We start from the raw sequence: 23,279 nt of genomic DNA, 5'->3' as shown, positions 1-23,279 counted from the left end.
GCATCGGTGAGCTCGGTGGATACGTTCCGGGTGTTGGCAGCCGGGCGGGCCGCCGGTCTCGACGCGGTGGGCGTGGCCCCCGCCGCCCCGTTCACCGGCACCCGGGCCACCCTCGTCGAACGGCGCCAAGCCGGCCTGCACGGGGGCATGGCTTTCACTTATCGCAACCCCGACCGCTCCACCGATCCTTCCCGAACCCTGCGCGGGGCCCGCTCGCTGGTGGTGGGCGCGCTCGGCTATCGGCGCCCGTGTCCACCGGCGCCCGACCGGGCCGTGGGCCGGGTGGCCGCCTACGCCCGCCGGGATCACTACGCGGTGTTGCGCCACGCCCTGGGCCAGGTGGCCGAGGTGCTGCGGGAGGCCGGGCATCGGGCGGTGGTGGTGGCCGACGACAACGCCCTGGTGGATCGGGAGGCGGCCTACCGGGCCGGCCTGGGCTGGTACGGCAAGAACAGCAACATCTTGCTCCCCGGCCAGGGGAGTTGGTTCGTGCTCGGTTCGGTGATCACCACCGCTGCGCTGGAGCCGTCTCGACCGGTCGAGGACGGGTGCGATCCGTGTCGGCGCTGTTTGGACGGCTGCCCCACCCAGGCGATCGTCGCCCCCGGCGTGGTGGATGCCCGGCGGTGCTTGGCCTGGCTGGTGCAGGCCGACGGCGACTTCCCCCTGGAGTACCGCGAGGCCCTGGGCGACCGGATCTACGGCTGCGACGACTGCCAAGAGGTGTGTCCCCCCAATCGGCAGGCGGGTACAACCGCCGATGGCCCAACCGATCCTAGGGGCACCGCGGGGGTGGACGCGGGGGCTGAGGTTGCCGACACCGCGGGGACCAACGCCGGAGCCGAGCCTTCGGAGGCCAAGGGGACCGACGCCGGAGCCGAGCCTGCCGACACCACGTGGGTGGACTTGGTGGCGCTTTTGGGGATGGACGACGAGGAGCTGATGGAACGGTTCGGCCGCTGGTACATCCCGAGGCGTGAGCCCCGCTACGTGCGGCGCAACGCCCTGGTGGCGTTGGGCAACTCCGGTCGGGGCCACGATCCCGAGGTGACCGCCACCGTCGACCGCTACCTCGGCGACCCCGATCCGATGCTGGTGCGCCACGCCGTCTGGGCGGCCGAACGCCTGGGCCGGGGCGTCCCCGCGGCGGTGTGAGCCATGGCCCGGCATTTGTTGGTCACCAACGATTACCCGCCCAAGCTGGGCGGCATCCAGAACTACCTGTGGGAACTGTGGCGACGGTTGCCGCCCGAAGAGGTGTGCGTGCTGACCCGTTCGCACCCCGGTGACGCCGCCTGGGACGCCCAGCAGAACCACCAGATCATCCGGTCGCCCAGCCAGTTTCTGTTGCCCACCAAGGCCATGGCCGCCGAGATCAACGAGCTGGCCGCCGAGATCGGGGCGTCATTGGTGCTCTACGACCCCGCCGTGCCCCTGGGGGCACTGGCTCCCCGGCTGTCCCACCCCTACGGGGTGATCATCCACGGGGCCGAGGTCACCGTGCCCGGACGTCTGCCCGGAGCCAAACAACAACTGGCCCGGGTGCTGCGGGGGGCCGAGGTGGTGATCACCGCGGGCCGCTACTCGGTGGCCGAGGCCGAGCGGGCCGCCGGGGGCCCGCTGCCCGCGGTCATCGTGCCCCCCGGTGTGGACGTGGACCGCTTCAAACCCCTGGATGACGCCCAGCGGCTGGCCGCCCGCCGCCGGTTCGGGCTGCCCACCGACGACCCGGTGGTGGTGTCCATCAGCCGGTTGGTGCCCCGCAAGGGCATGGACGTGCTGATCGGGGCCACCGCCCGCCTGGCCGACCGCCACCCCGGCCTGACCCTGGCGGTGGCCGGGGCCGGACGGGACCGGGCCCGGCTGGACCGCCTGATCGGTCGCACCGGGGCCCCGGCCCGGCTGCTCGACCGGGTGGACGACGCCGACCTGCCCGATCTCTACGGCTGTGCCGACGTGTTCGCCATGATGTGCCGGAGCCGGTGGGCGGGCCTGGAGCAGGAGGGGTTCGGCATCGTGTTCCTGGAGGCGGCCGCCGCCGGGGTGCCCCAGTTGGCCGGCCAAAGCGGGGGAGCGGCCGAGGCCGTGGATCACGGGCGCACCGGTCTGGTGGTGGATCAGCCCCACCACCGGCACGCGGTGACCGCCTCTCTGGACGCTCTGTTGTCGGATCCGGGCCGCCGCGGGCGGATGGGGGTGGAGTCCCGGCTGCGGGCGGTGGCCGAGTTCTCCTACGACCACCTGGCCGAACGCCTGCGCACGGTGATCGCCGAGGTCATCGCCCGGATCGAGAAGCCCTAGCGGGGTGCCTCGGGTGTCGGTATACGGCTGGTCGGTGACCAATCTGTCGATGCGCAGTCCGTCGGTGACCGGATTGTCGGGGAAGCCCTGATGGCATGGCCCGAGCGCTTGGTGCCCTCGTCGGTGGACGGCCGGGGCGTGTTGCGGGCCGCCTGGTGGGGCACCGGCGGCTTCACCGTGATGGCGGTGGCCATCACCGTGGTCGGCGATCCGTTGGCCGTGCCTTTTGCGGTGGTGTCGCTCGGACTCCTGGCCGTCGGCAGCGGGGCCATGCTCTGGGCCTTCCAGCGGGCCCTGCAGCGCAGCCGTCACCAGGTGATCGCGGTGGGCGGCCTGTATTTTCTGGCCGGTTGTGCGCCCCGTTCGGTGCGTTTCTCCATGATGGGAGCCCTCGTCGTGGAGCTGGTGGTGGCCCTGGCCACCGCCTCGGCGCGCCCCTACACCGCCGCCGCGTTCGGTATCCTGGTGCCCGTGTACGCATTGGGTCTGTCCGGCGCGTGGGGAGCCGCCCACGGCGAATTCCCGCCTCGCCCCACCGACGGCCGCAGCCCACCACGCCACGACCCCCGCAGGAACGGTGACGATGTTTGACCAGGCCACCAAGAGCATTTCCATCGAGGCCTCGCCCCAGCGGTGCTTCGACGTGGTGTGCGACTTCGAGTCGTATCCCGAGTGGGCCACCGAGGTCAAGCAGGCCGAGATTCTCCGGCGAGACGACGACGGTCGGGGCGGGCTGGTGTCGTTTCGGGCCGCGGCCATGGGCCGCAGCACCACCTACCTGCTGGAGTACTACTACGGGTCGAACCCCCTGCGGGTGTCCTGGCGGCTGGTACAGGGCGACCTCACCCGGCGCCTCGACGGGGAGTACTGCTTCAACCCGGTACTCGGCGAGCCCGACCGCACCGAGGTCACCTACCACCTGGCCGTGCAGATGGTGATGCCCCTGCCGGGGTTCGTGAAGCGCCGGGCCGAGGCCCGCATCATGCACACCGCCCTGGAGGATTTGCGCCGCCGATCCGAGGCCCCCGTCGGAAAGTAGGTTGGGCCGGTGGAGTTTCGTCGGATCAACAACCTGCCCCCCTATGTCTTCACCATCATCAACGACCTGAAGGTGGAGGGTCGCCGGGCGGGCCACGACATCATCGACCTGGGGTTCGGCAACCCCGACCTCCCGTCCCCGGACGTGGCGGTGGAGAAGCTGGCCGAGGCGGCCCGCAACCCCCGCAACCACCGCTACTCGGCCAGTCGGGGCATCCCCAAGCTGCGTGAGGCCCTGGCCGGCTACTACGCCCGCCGCTTCGGGGTGTACCTGGACCCCGACACCGAGGTGATCAACACCATCGGGGCCAAGGAGGGCTTCTCCCATCTGATGTGGACCCTGCTGCAGCCCGGCGACGCCGCCTTGGTGCCGTCGCCCTCGTACCCCATCCACCTGTACGCCCCGCTGTTCGCCGGGGCCGAGGTGCGGGAGATACCGCTCAGCACCGGGTCCGACTTCTTCGCCACCATGCAGGAGCGGTGGCAGTACTCCTGGCCCAAGCCCCGCATCATCGTGCTGTCGTTCCCCCACAACCCCACCGCGGCGTGTGTGGATCTGGACTTCATGGCCGAGGTGGTGGCCTTCGCCCAGGAGCACGACGTGCTGCTGGTGCACGACTTCGCCTACGCCGACCTGGGCTACGACGGCTACCTGCCGCCGTCGATCATGCAGGTGGACGGGGCCAAGGACGTGGCCGTGGAGCTCTACTCCATGACCAAGTCGTTCTCCATGGCCGGGTGGCGGGTGGCCTTCATGGTGGGCAACCCCGAGGTGGTGGCCGCACTGGCCAAGCTCAAGTCGTACCTCGACTACGGCACCTTCCAGCCCATCCAGATCGCCGCCACCGTGACCCTGAACGAGGCCCCCGGCTTTCCCAAGGAGGTGTGCGACATCTACCAGGGCCGCCGCGACGCCCTTTGCTCGGGCCTGAACCGCCTGGGCTGGCCGGTGGAGCCGCCCCAGGGGACCATGTTCGTGTGGGCCCGGATTCCCGAGCCCTACCACCAGATGGGGTCGGTGGAGTTCGCCTCCATGCTGGTCCGGGACGCCCGGGTGGCGGTGTCGCCCGGGGTGGGCTTCGGCCCCGGCGGCGAGGGGCACGTGCGGTTCGCCCTCATCGAGAACGAGCAGCGCACCGCCCAGGCCGTCCGCCAGCTCCGCCAGACGCTGACCGAACTCGGGTAGCGCGGGGAACCCGAAGCTGCCGGTGAGCGTCGCGGTGTTGGTGCAGCGCCAGTCGAGGGGTTGACGTCGTGCGAGTCGGGGTCTTGCCGCAATGAGGGTCGGGGTGTTGACCGGGGGTGGCGACTGTCCGGGGCTGAACGCGGTGATCCGGGCCATCACCCGCAAGGCCGAGCGTCACTACGGCGACACCGTGATCGGCTTTCTGGACGGGTGGCGGGGGGTGCTGGAGGGCGAGTTCATCGAGGTGGACGTGCAGCGCATGCGGGGGTCGCTCCCTCGGGGCGGCACCGTGTTGGGCACCTCCCGGCTGTCCCCCCGGATGTACGACGACGGGACCGAGCGGGTGCGGGCCACCATGGAGGCCACCGGTACCGACGCGCTGATCGTCATCGGCGGGGAGGGCACGCTGTCGGCCGGGGTGGCGATGAACGACGCCGGGGCGGCCAACGTGGTGGGGGTGCCCAAGACCATCGACAACGACATCGGCCTGACCGAGCTCACCTTCGGCTTCGACACCGCGGTGGGGGTGGCCACCGCAGCCATCGACCGGCTGCACACCACCGCCGAGTCGCACGACCGGGTGATGGTGGTGGAGGTGATGGGTCGTCACGTGGGCCACATCGCCACGTGGGCGGGCATCGCGGGAGGGGCCACGCTCACCCTCATCCCCGAGGAGCCCTTCGACATCGCCGCGGTGGCCGAGGCCATCATCACCCGCCACAAGCGGGGACGCTGGGCGTCCATCGTGGTGGTGGCCGAGGGGGCCCGGCCCAAGGAAGGGACCATGGAGCTGCCCGAGCCGGAAATCGATCAGTTCGGCCATGTTCGGCTGGGGGGCATCGGCCACACGGTGGCCGCCGAGATCGAGGCCCGCACCGGGTTCGACACCCGGGTGACGGTGTTGGGCCACGTGCAGCGGGGGGGCACCCCCAGCGCGCTCGACCGGGTGCTGTGCTCGTGGTACGGGATCGCCGCCATCGACGCCGTCCACGACGAGGACTGGGGCACGATGGTGGCCTTCCGGGGCGGGGAGATGGTTCGGGTGCCGCTGGTCGACGCCGTGGCCGAGCTGAAGCCGGTCAGCCCCGCCCTCTACGACGTGGCCCGGGCCTTCTTCCCCTGATTTCGGATTCGGGGTCTGCTGCCGCCGGGGACGCTCGGGGACGCCACCAGCCCTCGTAGCCGTGGGGTCTGGCCGCTCTAGGAGAAGTCGAGGGTGAAGCCGGGGGGCAGGGTGGGCTCGGGCTCCGGAGTGGGTTCCGGGGTGGGCTCGGTTGTGGCGGTGGGCGTCGGTTCGGGCGTCGGGGTGTCCGGTGGCGGGGTCGGTTCGGGGTCGGGGGCCGGGGTGGGGCTCTCGGTGGGTTCCGGTTCGGGTTCGGGCTGGTAGTCGGGGTCCACCGAATGGAAGTCGTCGCGTGAGACCGGCACGTCGCTCTCCCCGGTGTCGGTGGGCAGGGGCACGGGGTTGTCGTTCAGCAGCAGGGAGAATCGGGTGGAGTTGGTGGTCGCGGTGGCGGTGAACACCAACTGGGCCACGGCGAGCTGGCGGTTCTCGCCTTCCAACCGCTGCTCGAACACCTCCGACTCCAGGGCCACCGTCACCAGGTCGTTGGCCGAGTCGACGCTGACCGAGGTCACCTCCACGTCGGCCGGCAACGCGGTGGACAGGGCTTGCTCCGATTCGGCCTCGTTGGGGGCCGAGAACAGGGCCTCCAGCACCGCGGTGGCCCGGGCCGGGCTGGCCACGCTGCGGGCCACCGGGGCCAGCAGATTGTTCTCGTCGATCAGGTAGATGAGCACCTCCTGGGTGATCAGGGGGGTGGGTGCGGGCGACTCGGTGGGTTCGGCCAGCACCTCGGGCACGTGCGATTCGTCCAGGGCCCGGGGGCGGCTGTCCTCGGGCACCGAGCAGGCCGCGCCCACCAGCAGCATGGCCGCCACCGCGGCCCGTGCTGCTCGCCGGCGGGTCCGAGCCCGTTGCCGGTGGGTCCGAGCCCGTTGCCGGTGGATTCTGGCCCGGCTCATGGCGCGGCCACCGGGAGATACACCACGAATCTGGCGCCGGGCCGTCCGTCGGGCCGATCCTCGCACCACACCCGGCCTTGGTGCAGCCGTACGTGCTCGGCCACCAGCGCCAGTCCCAGACCCACCCCGGTGGTGGCTCCCCGCTCGCCCGCCCGGCGACCCCGGGAGAAGCGGTCGAAGATGCGCTCCCGCTCGTCGAGGTCCACCCCCGGTCCGGCGTCCTCCACCGCGATCTCGATGCCCCGGGGGCGGTAGCGCAGGAAGATCCCGGTGGCCCCCCCGGCGTACTTCTGGGCGTTGTTCACCAGGTTGTCGATCACCTGCACCAGCCGGCGCTTGTCGGCCCGTACCCGCACCCGGGCCGCCGCCGGGTCACAGGTGATGGGAATGGCCTCCGTGCTGGTGGCGGCCACCGCGTTCTCCACCAGTTCGAGCACGTTGAACACGTCCAGGTCCAACTCGGCGGTGCCCACGTCGAAACGGGAGATCTCCAAAAGGTCTTCCACCAGGTGCTCGAACCGGTCCACGTCCTCGGTGAGCAGGTCGAGGGCGGTCCGGGCCCGTTCCGGCAGCTCGGCCCGGCGGGTGTTCATCACCTCCACCGAGGCGCTGAGCGTCATGAGGGGCGATCGCAGCTCGTGGCTCACCTCGGAGGCGAACCGCTCGTCGCGGGCGATGCGGTCCTGCAGGGCGCTCACCATCTCGTTGAAGGAGTCGGTGAGGGCGATGAGCTCCCGGTCGGCCCCGGCCTCCAGCCGGGTGCTGAGATCGCCGTGGGCGATGGACCGGGCGGCCTCGCCGATGTCCACCAGGGGGCGGAGCACCCGGCGGCTGGCCCAAAAGCCCAGTCCGGCCGAGGCCAGGGTGACCCCTCCGCCCGCGCTGGCCAGAAGGATGCCCAGCGAGCCCAGGGTGTCCTCGATCTCGTCCAGGGGGGTGGCCTCGTAGTAGGAGGCGTTGTGGCCGGGGATGGGAATGCCCACCACGAAGAAGGGCTTGTCCCGCACCCGGTAGCGCATCCGGGCGGGGGAGCCGCTCTCCACCGCCCGGCGGAGTCGCTCGTTGATGTCGCCCTGCTCGAACTCGAACGACGGCTGGAACCAATCGCCGCCCACCCGCAGCACCGGGCGGGAGCCCTCGGGCGTGGCCAGGGTGCTGACCAGGTTCTGGAGCGCCTCGGATTCGATGTCGGGGCTGAGGCGGCGGTTGACCACCGAGGCGTTGAACCCCACCGTGGCCAGGGCGTCGTTCTCCCGCCCGTTGAGGAGGTTCTGACGGGTGACGGCGAACACGGTCACGCTGAGCAACGCCGACAGCAACAGCGTGGTGAACACGAAGGCCAGGATGATGCGGGTGCGCAGCCGCAGCCGTCGGGCCCGGGAGACGGCCCGGCGCCACCAGCGGGCCCGCCGTTCTGGGCGGCGGGTGTCGGTGCCCGACCGCGACCAGGGCTTCACCAGGTTGGCCACACCGCTAGGCGACGAGCTTGTAGCCGATGCCGCGCACGGTGACCACGTAGCGCGGGTTGGCCGGATCGACTTCGATCTTGGTGCGCAGGCGGCGGACGTGGACGTCCACCAGCCGGCCGTCGCCGAAGTATCCGAGATCCCACACCCGCTCCAACAGCACCTCCCGGCTGAGCACCTTGTTGGCGTTGGTGGCCAGCTCCACCAACAGGCGGAACTCGGTCTTGGTGAGGTGGGCCTCCTCGCCGCTCACCGTCACCACCCCCTGTTCGGGCAGGATCTCCAGGGTGCCGAAACGCAGGTCGCTCAGCGCGGTGTCGGCCGTGCGGACCCGGCGGAGCAGGGCCCGGATGCGAGCGGACAGCTCCTTGGGGGCGTACGGCTTGGTCAGGTAGTCGTCGGCGCCGGCTTCCAGGCCGGCCACCACATCGTGGGTGTCGGCTCGGGCGGTGACCATGATGATGGGGACGTCGCTGGTGCGGCGCAGGGTGCGGCACACCTCGAAGCCGTCGATGTCGGGGAGCATGATATCGATGAGCACCACGTCGGCCGGGGCCTCGGCGAACGCGTCGAACGCCTCTTGGCCGTTGGCCGCCTCCGCCACCTCCCAGCCCTCGTCCTCGAGGGCCAGGCGAACGGCGGTGCGGATCCTCTTGTCGTCCTCAATGGCCAGGATGCGAGTTCCCACCCCCAAATGGTGCCCGATTTCCGCGGGCAAAGGGTGGCACGGGCCGAGGTTGGGTTTTGGCTCGGGCCGACCGGCGCTTCTTCCGGCGCGGGATTCTTGGTCTCGGGGGGTGGGGGTGGTGTGGGAGCGGGCTACTGGGGCGCGCTAACTCGGCTCGACCTGATCGGCTCGGGTGCGTTGCAGCAGCTCCAGCAGGGCGGGGGCCACTCCGGGGGTGGCGGCGAAAACGAAGGTGGGGCTGGGCGGACCCCCGTGCAGGTCCTGCACGATGGCGCCGGCCTCGGCACAGATGAGGGCACCGGCGGCGTAGTCCCAGGGGTTGAGCCCCACCTCGAAGAAGGCGTCCACCCGGCCGCAGGCCACCGCGCAGAGGTCCAGGGCAGCGCCGCCCACCCGTCGGATGTCGCCGATGAGCGGGAGCACCTCGCGCAGGATCTCGGCCTGGCGGGGCCGTTGGTCGTGCCGGTAGGAGAAGCCGGTGGCCACCAGGGCCAGGGCCGGATCGGCGTCGGGGCGCACGGTGATGGGTGCGCCGTCGCGGCGGGCCCCGCCGCCGGAGTGGGCGGTGAACACCTGATCGAGCACCGGGTCGATCACCGCCCCGGCCACCACCTCGCCGTTCACCTCGGCGGCCACCGACACCCCGTAGCCGGGATGGCCGTACACGAAGTTCACCGTGCCGTCGATGGGATCGATGATCCAGCGCACCCCGCTGGTACCGTCGCGCCCGGAGCCCTCCTCGCCCAAAATCCCGTCGTCGGGACGGCGGGAGGCCAGGAACTCCACGATGGCGGCCTCGCAGGCCACGTCCATGTCGGTAACCAAGTCGGTGCGCGACGACTTGGCCGAGACCTGCCGTTTCGCCCCGGCTTCCTCCCGCAACAGCGAAGCCGCCACCCCCGCCGCCTCAACCGCCAGCACTTCCAGTTCGCCCGGTCCGGGCAGACCGGCAGATGCTTGGGCAGGGTTCCTCGACAGGCCTTCAGCACTCGACACCGCCAAGACCCTACGCGCCCCGCCGAGGGGCGTTGTGGCTGATTTCCTACGGGCGAGAGAAGCGACCCGACGATCTCTCCAGGCAATTCACCGAACGCGCCATGACCCTACGGCCCATCCCCGGTCGAGTCTGGGGCTTGCTCACGCACAAACTGGCCATCGACGGTGCGCAGCCTGATTTCTGCGGGCGGATCCAGCAATTCGGCGAGTGGCACCGGGGGGTGGGGGTCACCGGGGTAGGGGTCGAGACTGAAGGCCGGGAACGACACGGTGTCGGTGGTGTCCACGAATCCCAGTAGCCCGCCCCCGTGGAGCACACCGAACACGCCGGGCTCGTGGCTGCGGGCCTCGGCCTGCAAGGGCAAGGCAATCCGCTTGCCTTCGAGTTGGGTGGCGAGGGCGTCGATGTCGATCGGACTCAGCAGGGCCAAGCCCACGGTCAGACTCTTCATCCCGGCATGAGCCGGATCGAGATGAAGGGATTCCTCGACGGCAACCGAGAGGTGGATGGTGGAGACCTGGGCGTCACCGGAGTCGAAGTCGTGTACCTGCATGGTCGACGGCCAGCCCGACACTTGTGGGCCGTCGGGCCAGGAATACCCCTTGCCACCGGTCACCTCACGCACTGTTCCGACCACAAACAGGTCGGACACGGGTTCGACCCGAACCCCGTCAACGTAGAACGCGGTGAGCGGCGTTGTCTCCCGAACTGACGAGTACAACGGCTGAGCAAACGAACCGGAAGCACTGAGTTCCATAATCTGATCAACAACCGAAGCACTCGATCCCTTCCCTTCTCCGCCGTTGCTCCCACACCCCGCCACGACCAGCAGCAACGTACAGAAGATCACCGTGACCAAAGGCCAAGGAGTCGACCAAAGAGATCGAGACGTGGGTAAAGGGTAGCAAGATTGTTCCATTTGCTTTCCTAACCGGGTGATTGATGTGCCCTTCACAAAAAGAGATCGTCGCAACTTGGCAACTGCTTGCAGCTAAACCATTTGCCTGATGATAGGTCCAAGAATTCAAAACAACAAGATCCGTAAAGCAATTTGTCAAATCCATTCTTCGATTTAGCCTCTGGTTCTGTTTCAAATGACCAGTCATGGAAGAATGCATAACAACAGGTGTAATGATCCAACAGAGTGTTCAGAAGGTAGAGATATTTCCAGGACATCACGCTGCTAGGGTGGAAGCCGTTCGCTTGAATGCGATGCAGCCGCCGTGTGAGCCTTGGGATCTACAGAAGTGGTGTTGTAGGGACAAGGGCTGAAGTTTCGGAAATGGCTGCTGTGGCATCGAAGAGATGTCGAAAGACGGTCAATGCAGTTTACCGGTGCATCAAAATCCCAGGGGTACTGGCACACTTACGGATGTCCCGCTGATCGGTCAGGATGGCTCGTCCTCTGTCAGCGCGGCGCGGAGGAGTGTAGCCAGTTGTTCCTGTTGGCCAGTCGTGAGTGATGCCAGCGCCTGCGTTCGTTCGACTTGGAGGGAGGAAAAGGTCGCGTCGACGCGTCGGCGGCCAAGTGGGGTGAGTCGGATGTTGAGGCTTCGGGCGTCTTGCTCGGACGTGTGTCGTTCGATGAAGCCGGCACCGTGGAGACGCGAGAGTCGGCCTGTCATGCCGGCGCGGGTCACGAGCAGCTCATCGGCCAACGCGCTGGGAGTGGTGCCATGACCGTTGCGTCGGACTGCCGCACACACGGAGTAGTCGCCGTATGCGGCGAATCCGTGGGTCTTGACGGCTGCGTCGTATCGGGCGGCCAGGAGTGCCGCCAGGCACTGGATGCGTATCGCGATATCGAATACTGCGAGATCCTCTTTCGGGTGGAGGCGGCTCCAGGCCTCCCGGGTCACATCGGGGTCGTCAAACGTCTCGCCCATGTCCGCATGGTAGTTGACTTGACATCGTTCGTTAGGTGACTAACGTATCACAATAGTTAGTTAGCGTACTAAAGATAAGGGCCTACTGCGTGAGTCAGGTGAGGCGTTCGGATGGGAGGAGTGCTGAAGTGAGACTGATCAATTCTGCTGGGCGGACGACCCTCTTGGTTTGCCTCGTCATCGTCACGGTCGGCGCGGCGTGCGGGCCCTCGTCGGGAGATGATCCGCCGACTGTCGATGCCATCACCGTCCAAGGGGAGGAGCGGTACCCGATGGACACGTTGGCCGAGGCCCGCTCGTTCTCGAGTGCCTGGGCTGTTGTCGAGGTCAAGAGCGAGACGGCGGGCTCTGTTGCGGGTGGTGGAGCGCAGCACGGCGAGGGCTATGCCTCTCGAAGTGTTGAACTTGACGTGAAGTCGGTCGTCTGGAAGGCCGACTCCTCCGTGGCGATACCGGACACCATCAACCCCATGGTGACGGGCTACGCGGTGCGCGACGGCAATCGCATCCCGATGATTCTCGAAGGGGCTGAGCGCATGGAACTGGGCAAGGAGTACCTCGTGGGGTTGATCGCGGAACCAGAGGGGATCACTCTGGCGTCACCTCGGGCAGTCTTCTCAATGACCGATGACGTGGTCACGGCGTCTGAAGAAGGACATGGCCGCGGTCCCCTTGCCGACACCCTGGGAGGTCTGAATGCCGAGGAAGCCGGCCAGGCACTCGCCGACGCGACCCCTGCCGTCTCCGACAGCGTCGGTTCATTCGATGATCGACTGGAGCAGTACAACGACTGAAGGCCCGACAGCCACTGCCCATTCCAATATGTCTCCGTCTCCTTGGAGGCAACAGAAACGTCGAAGCGGCACAGGGCTTCTGAGTAGGGCCTACGTCGATTTCGGCCGACGCAGAACGAGCCAGCCGCGTCCACTGCCTCCCCGCCACCGTGGCCATGGCCCCACCAGTAGAATGTGAAGGTACCCCTCACCCCCCGAGCCCGGAGGCAATCACTCCACCAGTGGGGGAGGCTCTGAGGTCAACGTGACTGCTCAAGGCAAGAAGCGCAAGATCAGAATCGTGATCGTTCTTGCGGCTTTCTCGTTGTTGGCCGGTGTGGCCGTGGTGTTGGCTGTCAGCGGAACCAGCAAGGCGCCTTCCGGGGTCAGCGAGTCCGAGTTGTCCGCGGTTCCCGGCTTCGGTCGAGCGCCGGCCGACGTTGGCCGAGACGAGACCATCGCAGCGTGGGAGGCGCATCAGAGAGAGGAGTTTGTCGCGATGTGCATGGCCCAGGCCGGTTCCGCTGAGGCGGAGTGTCTGGGCGAGGCCCAAGCGGCGATCCCTGGAATCTGGGCGCTGCGTCGCGAGTTTCTCCCGGAGATCCAGGCTGAATTGGCAGACCTCCCCGACGGGCCGGAATTGGCGGCGACACGAGCAGAGCTGGCGTCATGTGCCGCCCGTTACGGAGTCAAGGCCGACACAATGGCTGATCTCGAGCAAAGCCTCATAGACGGCGTGTCGGGTGCCGGAGAGGCAGTGATGGCTTGCGAAGAAATCTGGATCGAGGGTTTCAGCCTTGCCCGAATCGAAGCCGAGAACGCTCTCGTCGCCCGCAAGTTCGCCAAGCAGCTCCAGGATCAGGCAGAGGCGTATGAGGGCGCGGTTGACCGAATCCGAGAAGACGGGGCTCTCGTCTCCCATGCCATCGGTGCAGTCGATGAAGCCGAACCGCGTGCCACTGGCAGCCCGCAGGACGGGGAGACTCCGATCGTGCCGCCGCGTGAGCATCAGACTGAACTCATCGTCGCGCTGGAGTCCCTCGGGTTGGGCGACATCTTGCTGGCCAGCACCGGCTCTCCTATGTCGGCCAGCATCTGGGCGAGCGAACCGGATGAGAGTGCTTCGTACCAGGTTGGCATTGTCCTCACGAACAAGGGCACACCCCTGGGGGACTATGAGTCGGTCAGCACTGAAGCCGTCGATGGTGTGGATGTCGAGATCCTAAATCGGAACGGCGTCGCTACTGTGTGGTTTGCCTGCCGCCAGGACCGAACGCTCGAAATCCGCATGCTGACCGGTTCCTTCGACCGGGCCAAGGAGCTTGTTCCCCGTCTGCACGACGTCCTCGGCTGCACGAACTGAACGCTCCTCTAGCCGGACACCACCTTCGGCGGGCCGTGTCGACGCCATCGACGCCCATTTGGCCAGCTTGGACCGGAAGGCCGACGAACGCCAACAGCCGTGCTCAGCGGGTTGAAGGCAGTACCACTATCGATACCATCCTGAGGTTGCGGAGATTGGCGGGCCCGTCGCGATAAAGCTCTACCAGGTGCGTCAGGTGCTCAAGGCAATCGACAAGTTGAAAGAGGTACAGAAGTGACTGATGTGAAGCACTACGCCTACCGGGTCGTGTGGTCCGCTGAGGATGATGAGTACGTGGCCACAGTCGCCGAGTTCCCCTCGCTGTTATGGCTTCACGCCGACCAAGGCAAGGCACTGCGCGGTCTCGTGGAGCTCGTTGTTCAGGTTGTCGCTGACCTGGAGTCGGCTGGCGAGTCCGTTCCTCAGCCGATCTCGGAGCGCCGGTTCTCCGGCAGATTCAACGTTCGGGTTCCCGAGTCTCTGCACCGTGCCCTCGTGCTGGCCGCCGCGGAGGAGGGGGTCAGCCTGAACCGCCTGGTCAGCGCACGCCTCTCCCAATAGTGGAGCCACCCACCCGAGCCGACAACCTCCGTGGGCAGAGCAGCAAGGGGGGCCGGGGTTGGAGCGATATCCAATTGAAGGTATGTCGGGCTGGGGTACGATGAGCAGGCTTCCCCGAGCGGCAAATCCGCTGGCAGATGGGTGACATGGCTTCCTACACCGTTCCGATCACGGCAGATGTACTCACCTGGGCTCGCGAGGAGGCCGGGCTGACTCAGGCAGAGCTGGCCGAACGCGTGAAGACCGACGTGGAACGGCTTCAGGCTTGGGAGAAGGCAGAGTGCTCGCCGACGAGGGGTCAGTTCAGCAAGCTCGTGAAGGCGCTGAAGCGGCCGTCCGCCTTGTTCTTCCTCCCCCAACCACCCAGAGACGCAGGCATGCCCACGGCGCTCCGCAAAGCCCCGGGGCTCGGGGACCGCAGGCTCAGTCCCAATGAGATTGACCAGATCCGCTGGGCCCGCAGATTGCAGGGTCTCATGGGCTGGGTGTTGCGGGACGCCGGCACCCCCAAAGTCGAATTGGCAAATTACCGGACGGTTGATGACCCGCTCCAGGTCGCTCGGGCGGAGCGATCAGCGTCGGGCGTCAACGCTGCTGAGCAGATCAAGTGGGCCACTCCGGCGGTGGCGTTTCGTGCCTGGCGCAGTTACCTGGAAGATCAAGGCATCTTGGTGCTGCAGCTCTCCATGGGCAAGGACAGTATTCGGGGCTTCAGTGCCTGGGATGACTTCGCCCCCATGGTGGCCGTCAACACCGCCTACCACCCGACCGCCCGGATCTTCACCCTCTTCCACGAGGTAGCCCATCTTCTGACTCGCACCGACGCCGCCTGCCAGAGCTTTGTGATCCCCGGCCAACAGAGTGCTTCAGTCGAGCGCTGGTGCGAGAGGTTCGCAGCAGCCTTCCTCTTGCCTGCAGACGATCTCAGGCAAGTGGCCCAGGCCTACGGCATCACTGCCGCCTCTCCGACTGATGATCCCGACACTGCACGCAGGATCGCCAAAAAGTTCTCCGTCAGCACACGCGCCACGGCCATTCGACTCCAAGAACTCGACCTGGCCAAGCCCACGCTGTATCCGGCCGTTGCCTCTCAGTTGGCTGGTCATGACTGGAACGCCCCAGGAGGAGGTGGCGGTGGTCGGCGTGCATCCCTCAAGCGGATCGGGCAGCTCGGAACTCGCCTGCCAGGCACGCTTATGGAAGCAATGGGTCGTGGCCGCCTGACGACCCGAGACCTCGCTGACCACCTCAAACTCACCACTGGCCAGCTCGAAGACCTCAAGGGAGAACTGGTTGGTTCATGATCCTCGGTTTGGGCCTTCTGCAAGGCGTAGGATCAGTGCTCCGACAATGTGGAGGGTGAACCATGCATCTGCACGTGAAGTGTTATGACCCCGGCCATGGGCGTTACCCTTCGCACCTCTGTCCGCCGTAACCCAACCCAGTAGTGGTTTGTCGTGGGAAGCCAGAAGGCCCCGGCTTATGGCTACCTCACCTCGCTTCTTTAAGTTTTCGGTCTCATCTCCGCAGCCCAAGGTACGAAAGGTATCTTCCAGCGCTGAAGTAGCATGGGTGATTGCGTCATCGTATCTTTGCTCTCGGATTGACCTTAGGGTATCCATGTAGAGGCTCTCGGCTTCTTGCAGGTCAGGCCGACCTGAAAGAAGAGTGACTGTGGGTTGGACCACTTCCTCATGCATCACTTGTTCAGAGCGGGGAATGAACTTCCCATTGATAAAATCGTGGTCTACTTCACCGTCTTCTAGTATCTGTTGAACTTCCCTTTCGAAGTGCCCTACCTCCCATATGACCTTTCTAAGTTCAATCCAAAATGCTTCCACCATCGAATAGATGAGTTCAACATCTGCAGATCGCATTTGAATTACTGCCAGAAACTGTCGACGCCGTTGTTTGTCTATGCTGTCGAGTCCATTGAACCTCGCAGTATCATCTAAAGTGTATAGCCCCAATTGTCGGCAGACAGTCAAATAAGCTCCAGAAAAAAGTGCATCATACCCCTTGTAGTACGTCGAATAATCCGATGCAAAAGCCTTGAGAAGATGGAAGATTCGTGCACAAGTACGGTCAGATAGCTCACTCCTAAAGGGCCCCTTATGTAATTCTCTCCTTTTGGCAAGCTGCCGCCGGTGCTTCCTCAGTGCAAAGATAGCACTGTGGTTAGTGTCTGAATCAGTGCTTGAGGTCGTGTCATTCAGTACACTATGGAAGTTGGTCTGAGAAAATACCATGTTCCGATAATATCATCTATGTGATTTGCCTGTCAAGTGAGTTTCTTGGGGGGTTTGCGTTGGTGGGGTTGGGGGGTGGGGAGGGAGGACGTGGGGATGAGGGGGGAGTCGAGGATCTCGGAGAGGAGGGTCTTGGCGGTGGGGGTGACGTCGACGGTGTGTTGGAGGATGGCGAGGACGCGGAGGAGTTCCTCGGATTGGGTCCAGCGGGTGGGGCGGATGTCATCGAGGGGACTGGATCTCCGACCCTTGCGCTTCTTCATACGGTAGCCGAGCCATGATCGCAGAACCTCGAGGCCGCTGACCTGGAAGTCCCAGACTTCGGGGCTAACCGGGGCGAAGACACCGGTGCCAACGGTGAGGTGACCGGTGCTCGGGTCGTAGGCGAACTTCTCGGGCATTCCCTCAACCGGCTTGATCTGCTGGGTTTCGCCCGCAGGGAGGCCAGTGGCGCCAGGGGGTGCGAATCGCTCGCCCCAGGTATGCCACCAGAGCAGGTCGCGACCCAGCTCGATGGCCCGCTGGAACAGCTCGGATTCGGCGGTCATGGGAATGTGGACGGGCCCAGCCCTTTCGGCCAGGATGCCAGCGAACTGCTCACAGAAAGCCGGAGTGCCGCAGAGGCCATACACGTAAGCGGCCACGTCCTCGCTGTTCACCGGCAAGCCGAGATGCTTGCCGAGGGCGTCGACCAGACCTGCAGCGATGTTGGGCTCCGAGCCCTTGCCATCTCGGTACAAGGGCATGATGCTCTTGGCACCGTAAGAGCCACGAAAGTGATCCAGGTCGGGCACATAGGGGGTCGCCGTAGCCGCCGGTCCGTTGCCCAGATTTGTGGAGGTCAGAGTAGTGAGGTACACCTGTTGTGAACCTCGGACTTGCCAAAGCAATGGCCCAGGCATATCAGCTAACCTATGGTCCGCGATGACCCACTGGCGATCAAAGCTGCGATAACCGTATTGCTGGTAGCTTTCTGGGAGGTCTTCGCGATCAAGCCGTTCGACTGCAACTAGGCGTGTTTCATTTCGCAACAATGGAAGTGGCGTCGTTGTTGTATTTCTATCTCGAGTCTCCTTTAGGAGTTCAAGTCTGTGACGTGGTATGGCCGAAACAAGCTCCCTCCATCTGCGCCTTAGCAGAGTATGGCTCTCAGCAATAGGCCAGGTTCTCTGGAACTTTGAGCCAGATCTTATCCATGGAAACAGATCTGTGACCTCCGGCCAGTCGTAGTATTGGTTGGGGCTGCGCGGCGTAAGGGGGTCCATTGCTTGGCCGGGGACCTTCTGGGAGATGTCGTCCAGCGACAATTCCTCAAGTTGACTGAACTTTTCACTTCGAGTGCCTAATACGCGGTAGTAGTGTGCATTGCAAGTCTCAGTAGCTTCTGATCCCTTGCAGACTGCTATAGCAATGGCAACTGGAGTTTGTATGTCAAACACGTTATCCTCTGTGAGAGCACCGCGGCCCTCTCCTCCTAAATCAATAATCCACAGGTCGTCGAAAGAGCTGCGCAGCAGGTGGCGAAGACCCCCCATCGAGACTCCTTGGAGATATGACGAGGCAGTGATGAACACAACCACCCCCGGGCCTTTGGGCAACTCGGTGGCCTGCCATTCGGCCCAGCGCCAGAAGTACACATAGTCGTTGTAGAGATTCTTCACGTGTACACCGAGACCGGCTTGGCTCATTGGTTCGATCACTTTGCTCAGCAAGGCCTCAAGACCGGGACTACCGTGGCGAACCACGCCTCCTTTGCGCTTGCCCGCGTCCCCGGTGACGCGATCGTAAGGGGGATTGCCAATGACTACAGTGAACCGCTTTGACTCTTTGAGTTCAGCCGCTCGCTGGCCTTCGGCGGCCAACGGGTCTTCTGCCAACGGAATCTGGATTTGCTTACCGTGGTATTCGAGCGTGTCGGTCAGGAGGATTGTTGCGCCCCCGTGGTCGATTCCTTGGGCGAGAAGTTCCATAGCCACCTTGAGGTGAGTTATGGCGTAGGGGCCGAGCATGAGTTCAAAGGCATGCATCTGTGGAAGCACGACTCTGCGCAGGTGGTCAGTCCAGCCGTCGGACGTGCCTCCTGCATTCCCATATGAGCTTTTGGCGTGGCGGAGCCAGGCCACCAGGAACGTACCGGTTCCGGCGGCGGGATCGAGCATAGTTACGAACGGCGAGTCAGGGTCCAAGCTCTCGGGCACCTTGAAGCCATTGCGGTCGGACGCTTCCTTCCACGTGGCGTCATCGGCGATACCGGCGGGCAGGTGGAATTGCTGTCGTAGCACCTGGTTCACGGCCCGAACCATGAAGTCCACGACCGGCTGGGGGGTGTAGAAGGCCCCGGCGTCGGCCCGCATATCGCTGTCGTACTGCTTGAGGAATTCCTCGTAGAAGTGGATGACCGGGTCGCCACCCTTGGAGGAGTTGCCGAACTGGTCAAGGATCGACTCGACATCCGTTACTCGCAGGTCGGCGACGAAGTCTTCAATGCCGCTGTCAACGAGGTCGAGGGTGGCGGCTTGGTCGTGAACCTGTTCGAACAACGCGGCCAAGAAGGGATTCGCCAGCGGTACGGCGGAGAATATCGGTGAGGAACCGAATCCCTCGGGGTCGGTGACCCGACTGGAGAGCGTGCCGTAGACGAGGGTCTGGGCGCACATGTCGGCGAAGCGGTCAACGTCCACGTCGGCCACCAGCCTTTCCTTGACCTCAGACATCAATTTCGTGAAGGGGCCGGAATCTCCTTCCTCGCAATCGGTCTCGCTTTCCTTCCGCAGTTCCGAAGCGATTTGGTCTCGCAGGTCGCGGGCCGTTCGGGCCATGCGGTCGGCGAGGCGGCTGGCATCCTTGATGACCTGCCCAGGCTGAAGCTTGAATGCTGATCGCCACTTGTCGCGCCATCGCTCCGTATCGGCCGTTTCGTCGGGCCAGCAGAGCTTCGGCAGTAGGTAGTTGGCCAGGCGCCTCAGATATTGAGGGGGAGAGTGGTGGGGTAGCCAAGTCAACGTGCGGACAGATGGGAGGCGGCTGCCCTCATCAAAGAAGGCAACGAAGTGCAATTCTACGGTACGGCCGCTGCCGGTGAACACGATGAATAACAGGTCGTCACGCTTCCACGCTGGCAGGCTTGTGGTGGTCTGGTTTCGCCTCTGTCGGACGAGAGCGCTGAGCAAGCGCCGGAGTTGGGTGATGAGAAGCCTCGGGCCCTCGAACTGCACGAGAAAAATGCCCCAGTGTTGTTCCGCAGTGAAAGGCCGAAATTGTTGGAGCCGCTTCATGTTGCCGACGATGGCGGGGTCTATGCCCAGCTCTTCGGCATTCCAGTCGTAAGTAATGGCGCTGAGATTTTCGTCGTCGAGGTCGTCTCCCGTCAGTGGCCAGTGGAGTTCTTCACGCAGGAAGACGGATACCTGGGTGAAGGTGCGGATATCCTGTAGTGCCCGTATTCGTGCATCCAAGTCGGTGGGCATCAATTCATCTCCATCCAACAGAGCAGTTTGGGTTTGGGAGCGTCGAGGGGGGCGTTGACCTGTTTGAGGTACGTGTTGCGGATATGGGCGAGGATCTGAGTTCGTATGTCCACCAGCGAGGACTTCTTCATGGTGCAGTGTCGCGGCGTGCTGGGGGTGGAGCGGATGCTGGTGGCGATGTCGCCGGGGGCCTCGATCACCTGGTCGAGGTGGAGATCCCACAGGTACCAGCGGGTTGGGCCGGCTTCGAGGGTGAAAGCGGTTTGCTGGGTGTCGAGTGCGGGTAGCGAGTAGCAGAGGAACACGCCGCGGGCACCGTTGGATGCTCTTCGCCGCCCGGAGAACACCGAGGAGGGGAATCGGTCGAGCCGATCGGCGAGGTGGGGGTACTGCTTGAGGAGCTTCTGATACTCCAGGTGAAGGTCTTCCACCGGGGTTCTGGTGCCCTCGTAGGCGGTATTGAATTCCCTCAGAGGGTCGTAGTCGTCATCTGGGGTCAGCAGCTTCTCTCCCTCGATGCCCAGAGTCTTGGAGATTAGCAGGGCCTTGTGGGTGACCCTTTCGTAGAGGGCGAGCAACCGGTCCAACTCCTCCGGGGGTAGGAAGTTCCAGTACTGGACGGTGCCGCGGTCGTGAGCCGTCTCGGGATGGTCGGTGGCGATGCGGGCCTCGACCTCTGGATCCATGCGGCGGTCCACCCGGCCGATGCGCTGCATGAGGCGCACGGGGTTCCAATGAATGTCGTAGTTGACGAGCCGGTCGGCGTCCTGCAGGTTGAGCCCTTCCGACAGTACGTCGGTGGACACCAGCACCCTGGTTTCGGTGAGGCCATCAGCAGCCAGGTCGGCTGAGCTTGCACCGTTGTAGTAGGGGGAGAATTGGCGGATGGCCTCGGCTCGATTCACTTCCGAGCTGCCGTCGATCTGCGCAAGCCCGCTGATGCCTCTCTGGCGCAGGTGTCGGGCGACGTAGCGGGCGGTGTCGGCGAATTCGGTGAACACCAGCACCTTGCGGCCCGACAGCTCCTCGGAGGTGAGCAGGCGCGTGAGCTGCTCCAGCTTGTCGTCCTCAGCAGGGGTGAATCGCTGGGAGCACTTCAAGAGCACCACCATCAAGTAGAGATCGTCATAGACACTCTGCAGGATTTCGGGCACGTCGTACTCGTCTCGTGAGAGTTCCTGGTCGGCAGCGGCATCGAGCATTTCCCGAGGAATGAGGTCTTCCTCGGGGTTTTGGTCGTCTGCGGTGTCGTCCGCGTCGATGGCCTCTCCCTCGGGGCCGAACTGCTCCTCAGGTCGATGGTGGATGACTCTGGCGTGATCACGCTTCCACTCTTCGAACCGGTTCACCTCTTCGTCGGTCTTGCTGTGGACCTCAAGGAAGGCGAGGAGTTTGTGCAGCAGCCTCTTGAGGGACTTCTCGAAGGCGTACGCCGAACTCTCGAACCGCTTGAGGATCATGGTTCGGATGAGCCCCACCACTTGGCACTGCCGGTTCTTCTCCAGGGGGTCAATGTCGCTATCGGGACCGATGTAGTAGGCCAGGGGATAGTAGATGGCGAGTGTGAACAGCGGGTCACCCCGCTCGAATGCGCCTTCGCAGTGGTTGAGAATCTCACGGTACGCCGAGACCATGGAGTAGGCGGCCACTTGAGGTGGCTGTCGCTGCGGAAAGGCCGACGACTCGCCTCGCTCTTGGACTTGGCTGGCCTTGGCGTAGGCCCGGCTGCGTTGCACCACCAAGGCCTCGAAGATCTCGTCGCCGGAGAGGGCATCGCGAACCTCGGGGCCGTAGCCCTCGGGAAGTGCCCTCGTGGCGTCGCCAATCGATTCCTGAAGGTGACGCTCCATCACGCTGAAGTGGTCCGTGAGGTTGTGGACTCCCAGACTGGGGCCAAAGTAGGCCTCGTCACCCTGGGAGAACAGCTCCACCAAGTGGCGGAAGTCGGCCAGCCGATTGTTGACCGGCGTGGCGGTGAGCATGAAGAGCTGCTTGGTGCGGCCCTTCTTGTTCAACAGGTCGTACAGACGCCAATAACGGGACCGGCGGTCTCGCCCGTCCTCGTTGCCGTGTTCGCCGCGGGACCCGCGGTTGCGGAAGTGGTGGGCCTCGTCGATGATCACTGCGTCGGCCAATTCGGCGATGCGTTCGAACCGCTCAGGGAACTCGCCGGTCCGAGTGAGGTCGGTGTGGCTGAACAACGTCAGGTTGGAGAAGTCGGCGTTGCCGCCGATTCCGCCGATGTGTGGCAGCCAGCGACGCAAGTGGGGCTCCCACACCCCTTCCTTGGCCGCCTTGGGGGCGAAGATCACCACCCGCTTGTTCTCGTGCATCACCAACCGCTCTACCAGCATCAACCCGACGAAGGTCTTGCCCAAGCCCACCCCGTCGCACAGGAAGGCGCCGCCGTGCTGGCGGGCGATCTTCATGAGCGACCAGTAGGCCTCCTTCTGGTACTGATCAAGGTGGCCGAACATGCGGGAGTCGGTCTGGTCCCACTGGCCGGCGGTGAGTTCCCGACCCCGGAAGAACTCGTGCAGGGCCTTGGCGTAGATGTCGAACGGGCTGAACTCGGCGGTGTGACGGGTGATGGTCCGCAGCACCTCCTCGGTGACATCCTCGGCTTGCTCCCAATGGGCATCGAACCACTCCTGAAGTTGGGCCACCTCCTGGCCGCTCTGGATCTGGATGTTCAGCTCGACGTTCTGGGTGAGGCCCGGCCGGGTGAAGTTGCTGGAGCCCACCAGGGCCTGGGCGCCGACCACGTCGAACTTGGCGTGGGTGATGTAGGCCTTGGCGTGGAACTTCTCCCGGCGGTACACCCGGCACTCGATTCGACCCGACTCCAGAGCCTCGACCACCGCTCCCACACCGTCGAGGAAGGGATTCGGGCTCTTTTCGTTTTCCAGGCTGTCATCGAGACGCTGCTGCTTGTCCTGCAGGGCCTCCTTGAAAGCCTGGCGGGTTCGCAGCGACACCTCGTCGCCCATGAGGATTCGGATTTTGTCGAGCTGCTGCCAGGTGCCCTCCATGGCCAGCAGGGCGCCGATCTCGAAGAAGCCGGTGGCGATATCGAAGGAGCGAGCAATCTCGGTCCACTGGCGCAGGTACTCCAGCCCGGTCCACCCCGACTCGCTGTTGTCGACGATGAACAGTCCGCCGCCTCCTTGATCCCTCATGGTGGCAACTTACCCCGAGGGGGTGACAGTTTCGGCCCACGGGGGGAGCCGGGGAGTCCGGGCTGCTCGGGTGCTCTTCAGCTTCGCAGCTAAAAGTGGC

19 protein-coding genes are annotated in these 23,279 nt (G+C 65.0%); 10 read left to right on the top strand and 9 right to left on the bottom strand.

The features are described 5' to 3' along the window. The first annotated feature begins 6 nt into the window (after positions 1-6). The 6 genes from queG to ACOQPQ_RS05200 all read left to right on the top strand — a co-directional run bounded on the left by queG (position 7) and on the right by ACOQPQ_RS05200 (position 5,648). Positions 7-1,155, top strand: a complete 1,149-nt coding sequence (gene queG / locus ACOQPQ_RS05225) for a tRNA epoxyqueuosine(34) reductase QueG (RefSeq protein ID WP_420638389.1) — start codon at positions 7-9, stop codon at positions 1,153-1,155. A 3-nt stretch (positions 1,156-1,158) separates the two neighbouring features. Beyond that, positions 1,159-2,301 carry a glycosyltransferase family 4 protein gene (locus ACOQPQ_RS05220; protein WP_420638388.1) on the top strand — a complete coding sequence of 381 codons (1,143 nt, stop codon included), beginning with the start codon at positions 1,159-1,161 and terminating at the stop codon, positions 2,299-2,301. 90 nt (positions 2,302-2,391) lie between these two features. Next, positions 2,392-2,892, top strand: a complete 501-nt coding sequence (locus tag ACOQPQ_RS05215) for a hypothetical protein (RefSeq protein ID WP_420638387.1) — start codon at positions 2,392-2,394, stop codon at positions 2,890-2,892. After that, positions 2,885-3,340 carry an SRPBCC family protein gene (locus tag ACOQPQ_RS05210; RefSeq protein WP_420638386.1) on the top strand — a complete coding sequence of 152 codons (456 nt, stop codon included), beginning with the start codon at positions 2,885-2,887 and terminating at the stop codon, positions 3,338-3,340. The genes ACOQPQ_RS05215 and ACOQPQ_RS05210 overlap by 8 nt, the downstream gene beginning before the upstream one ends. A gap of 9 nt (positions 3,341-3,349) precedes the next feature. Further along, a complete protein-coding gene (locus ACOQPQ_RS05205; RefSeq protein ID WP_420638385.1) occupies positions 3,350-4,525 on the top strand; it encodes an aminotransferase class I/II-fold pyridoxal phosphate-dependent enzyme in 1,176 nt (391 codons plus the stop codon). Between the two features lie 91 nt (positions 4,526-4,616). Next, on the top strand, positions 4,617-5,648 hold the full coding sequence (locus ACOQPQ_RS05200) for a 6-phosphofructokinase (RefSeq protein ID WP_420638384.1): 1,032 nt from the start codon (positions 4,617-4,619) through the stop codon (positions 5,646-5,648). Between the two features lie 77 nt (positions 5,649-5,725). On the opposite strand, the gene ACOQPQ_RS05195 is transcribed toward ACOQPQ_RS05200, so the two are convergent. The 6 genes from ACOQPQ_RS05195 to ACOQPQ_RS05170 all read right to left on the bottom strand — a co-directional run bounded on the left by ACOQPQ_RS05195 (position 5,726) and on the right by ACOQPQ_RS05170 (position 11,587). Continuing rightward, complete coding sequence (locus tag ACOQPQ_RS05195; protein ID WP_420638383.1) at positions 5,726-6,550, bottom strand: GerMN domain-containing protein; 825 nt, start codon at positions 6,548-6,550, stop codon at positions 5,726-5,728. Further along, positions 6,547-8,019: a sensor histidine kinase gene (locus ACOQPQ_RS05190; protein WP_420638382.1), complete on the bottom strand. Its 1,473-nt coding sequence runs from the start codon at positions 8,017-8,019 to the stop codon at positions 6,547-6,549. The genes ACOQPQ_RS05195 and ACOQPQ_RS05190 overlap by 4 nt, the downstream gene beginning before the upstream one ends. A 4-nt stretch (positions 8,020-8,023) precedes the next feature. After that, entirely contained in the window at positions 8,024-8,704 is a 681-nt protein-coding gene (locus ACOQPQ_RS05185) for a response regulator (RefSeq protein WP_420638381.1), read from the bottom strand. 144 nt (positions 8,705-8,848) lie between these two features. Beyond that, entirely contained in the window at positions 8,849-9,700 is an 852-nt protein-coding gene (locus ACOQPQ_RS05180; RefSeq protein WP_420638380.1) for an inositol monophosphatase family protein, read from the bottom strand. A gap of 107 nt (positions 9,701-9,807) precedes the next feature. Continuing rightward, positions 9,808-10,353 (bottom strand): hypothetical protein, encoded by a 546-nt coding sequence (locus tag ACOQPQ_RS05175; protein WP_420638379.1) that lies wholly within the window; start codon positions 10,351-10,353, stop codon positions 9,808-9,810. 736 nt (positions 10,354-11,089) lie between these two features. Further along, positions 11,090-11,587, bottom strand: coding sequence for a MarR family winged helix-turn-helix transcriptional regulator (locus ACOQPQ_RS05170; RefSeq protein WP_420638378.1), 498 nt, complete (start codon positions 11,585-11,587; stop codon positions 11,090-11,092). A gap of 128 nt (positions 11,588-11,715) precedes the next feature. Here ACOQPQ_RS05170 and ACOQPQ_RS05165 point away from each other — a divergent pair, with 128 nt between their 5' ends. From ACOQPQ_RS05165 to ACOQPQ_RS05150, 4 genes are all read left to right on the top strand, one after another. Then, entirely contained in the window at positions 11,716-12,381 is a 666-nt protein-coding gene (locus tag ACOQPQ_RS05165; RefSeq protein WP_420638377.1) for a hypothetical protein, read from the top strand. A gap of 244 nt (positions 12,382-12,625) precedes the next feature. Continuing rightward, the gene (locus ACOQPQ_RS05160; protein WP_420638376.1) at positions 12,626-13,723 is read left to right on the top strand and encodes a hypothetical protein; all 1,098 of its coding nucleotides are present in this window, start codon (positions 12,626-12,628) and stop codon (positions 13,721-13,723) included. 234 nt (positions 13,724-13,957) lie between these two features. Beyond that, positions 13,958-14,284, top strand: a complete 327-nt coding sequence (locus ACOQPQ_RS05155) for a type II toxin-antitoxin system HicB family antitoxin (protein ID WP_420638375.1) — start codon at positions 13,958-13,960, stop codon at positions 14,282-14,284. A 146-nt stretch (positions 14,285-14,430) separates the two neighbouring features. Continuing rightward, the gene (locus ACOQPQ_RS05150) at positions 14,431-15,588 is read left to right on the top strand and encodes an ImmA/IrrE family metallo-endopeptidase (protein WP_420638374.1); all 1,158 of its coding nucleotides are present in this window, start codon (positions 14,431-14,433) and stop codon (positions 15,586-15,588) included. On the opposite strand, the gene ACOQPQ_RS05145 is transcribed toward ACOQPQ_RS05150, so the two are convergent. The 3 genes from ACOQPQ_RS05145 to ACOQPQ_RS05135 are packed head-to-tail and all read right to left on the bottom strand — an operon-like array spanning position 15,583 to position 23,179. Next, positions 15,583-16,533, bottom strand: coding sequence for a hypothetical protein (locus ACOQPQ_RS05145; protein WP_420638373.1), 951 nt, complete (start codon positions 16,531-16,533; stop codon positions 15,583-15,585). The genes ACOQPQ_RS05150 and ACOQPQ_RS05145 overlap by 6 nt on opposite strands. A gap of 32 nt (positions 16,534-16,565) precedes the next feature. Beyond that, a complete protein-coding gene (locus tag ACOQPQ_RS05140) occupies positions 16,566-20,000 on the bottom strand; it encodes a type ISP restriction/modification enzyme (protein WP_420638372.1) in 3,435 nt (1,144 codons plus the stop codon). Then, entirely contained in the window at positions 20,000-23,179 is a 3,180-nt protein-coding gene (locus ACOQPQ_RS05135) for a helicase-related protein (RefSeq protein WP_420638371.1), read from the bottom strand. The genes ACOQPQ_RS05140 and ACOQPQ_RS05135 overlap by 1 nt, the downstream gene beginning before the upstream one ends. Positions 23,180-23,279 lie beyond the last annotated feature (100 nt).

The sequence above is a fragment of the Candidatus Poriferisocius sp. genome (genome assembly GCF_965219775.1).
GTDB lineage: Bacteria > Actinomycetota > Acidimicrobiia > Acidimicrobiales > Bin134 > Poriferisocius.
This window is presented reverse-complemented; position numbering and strand designations above follow the sequence as displayed.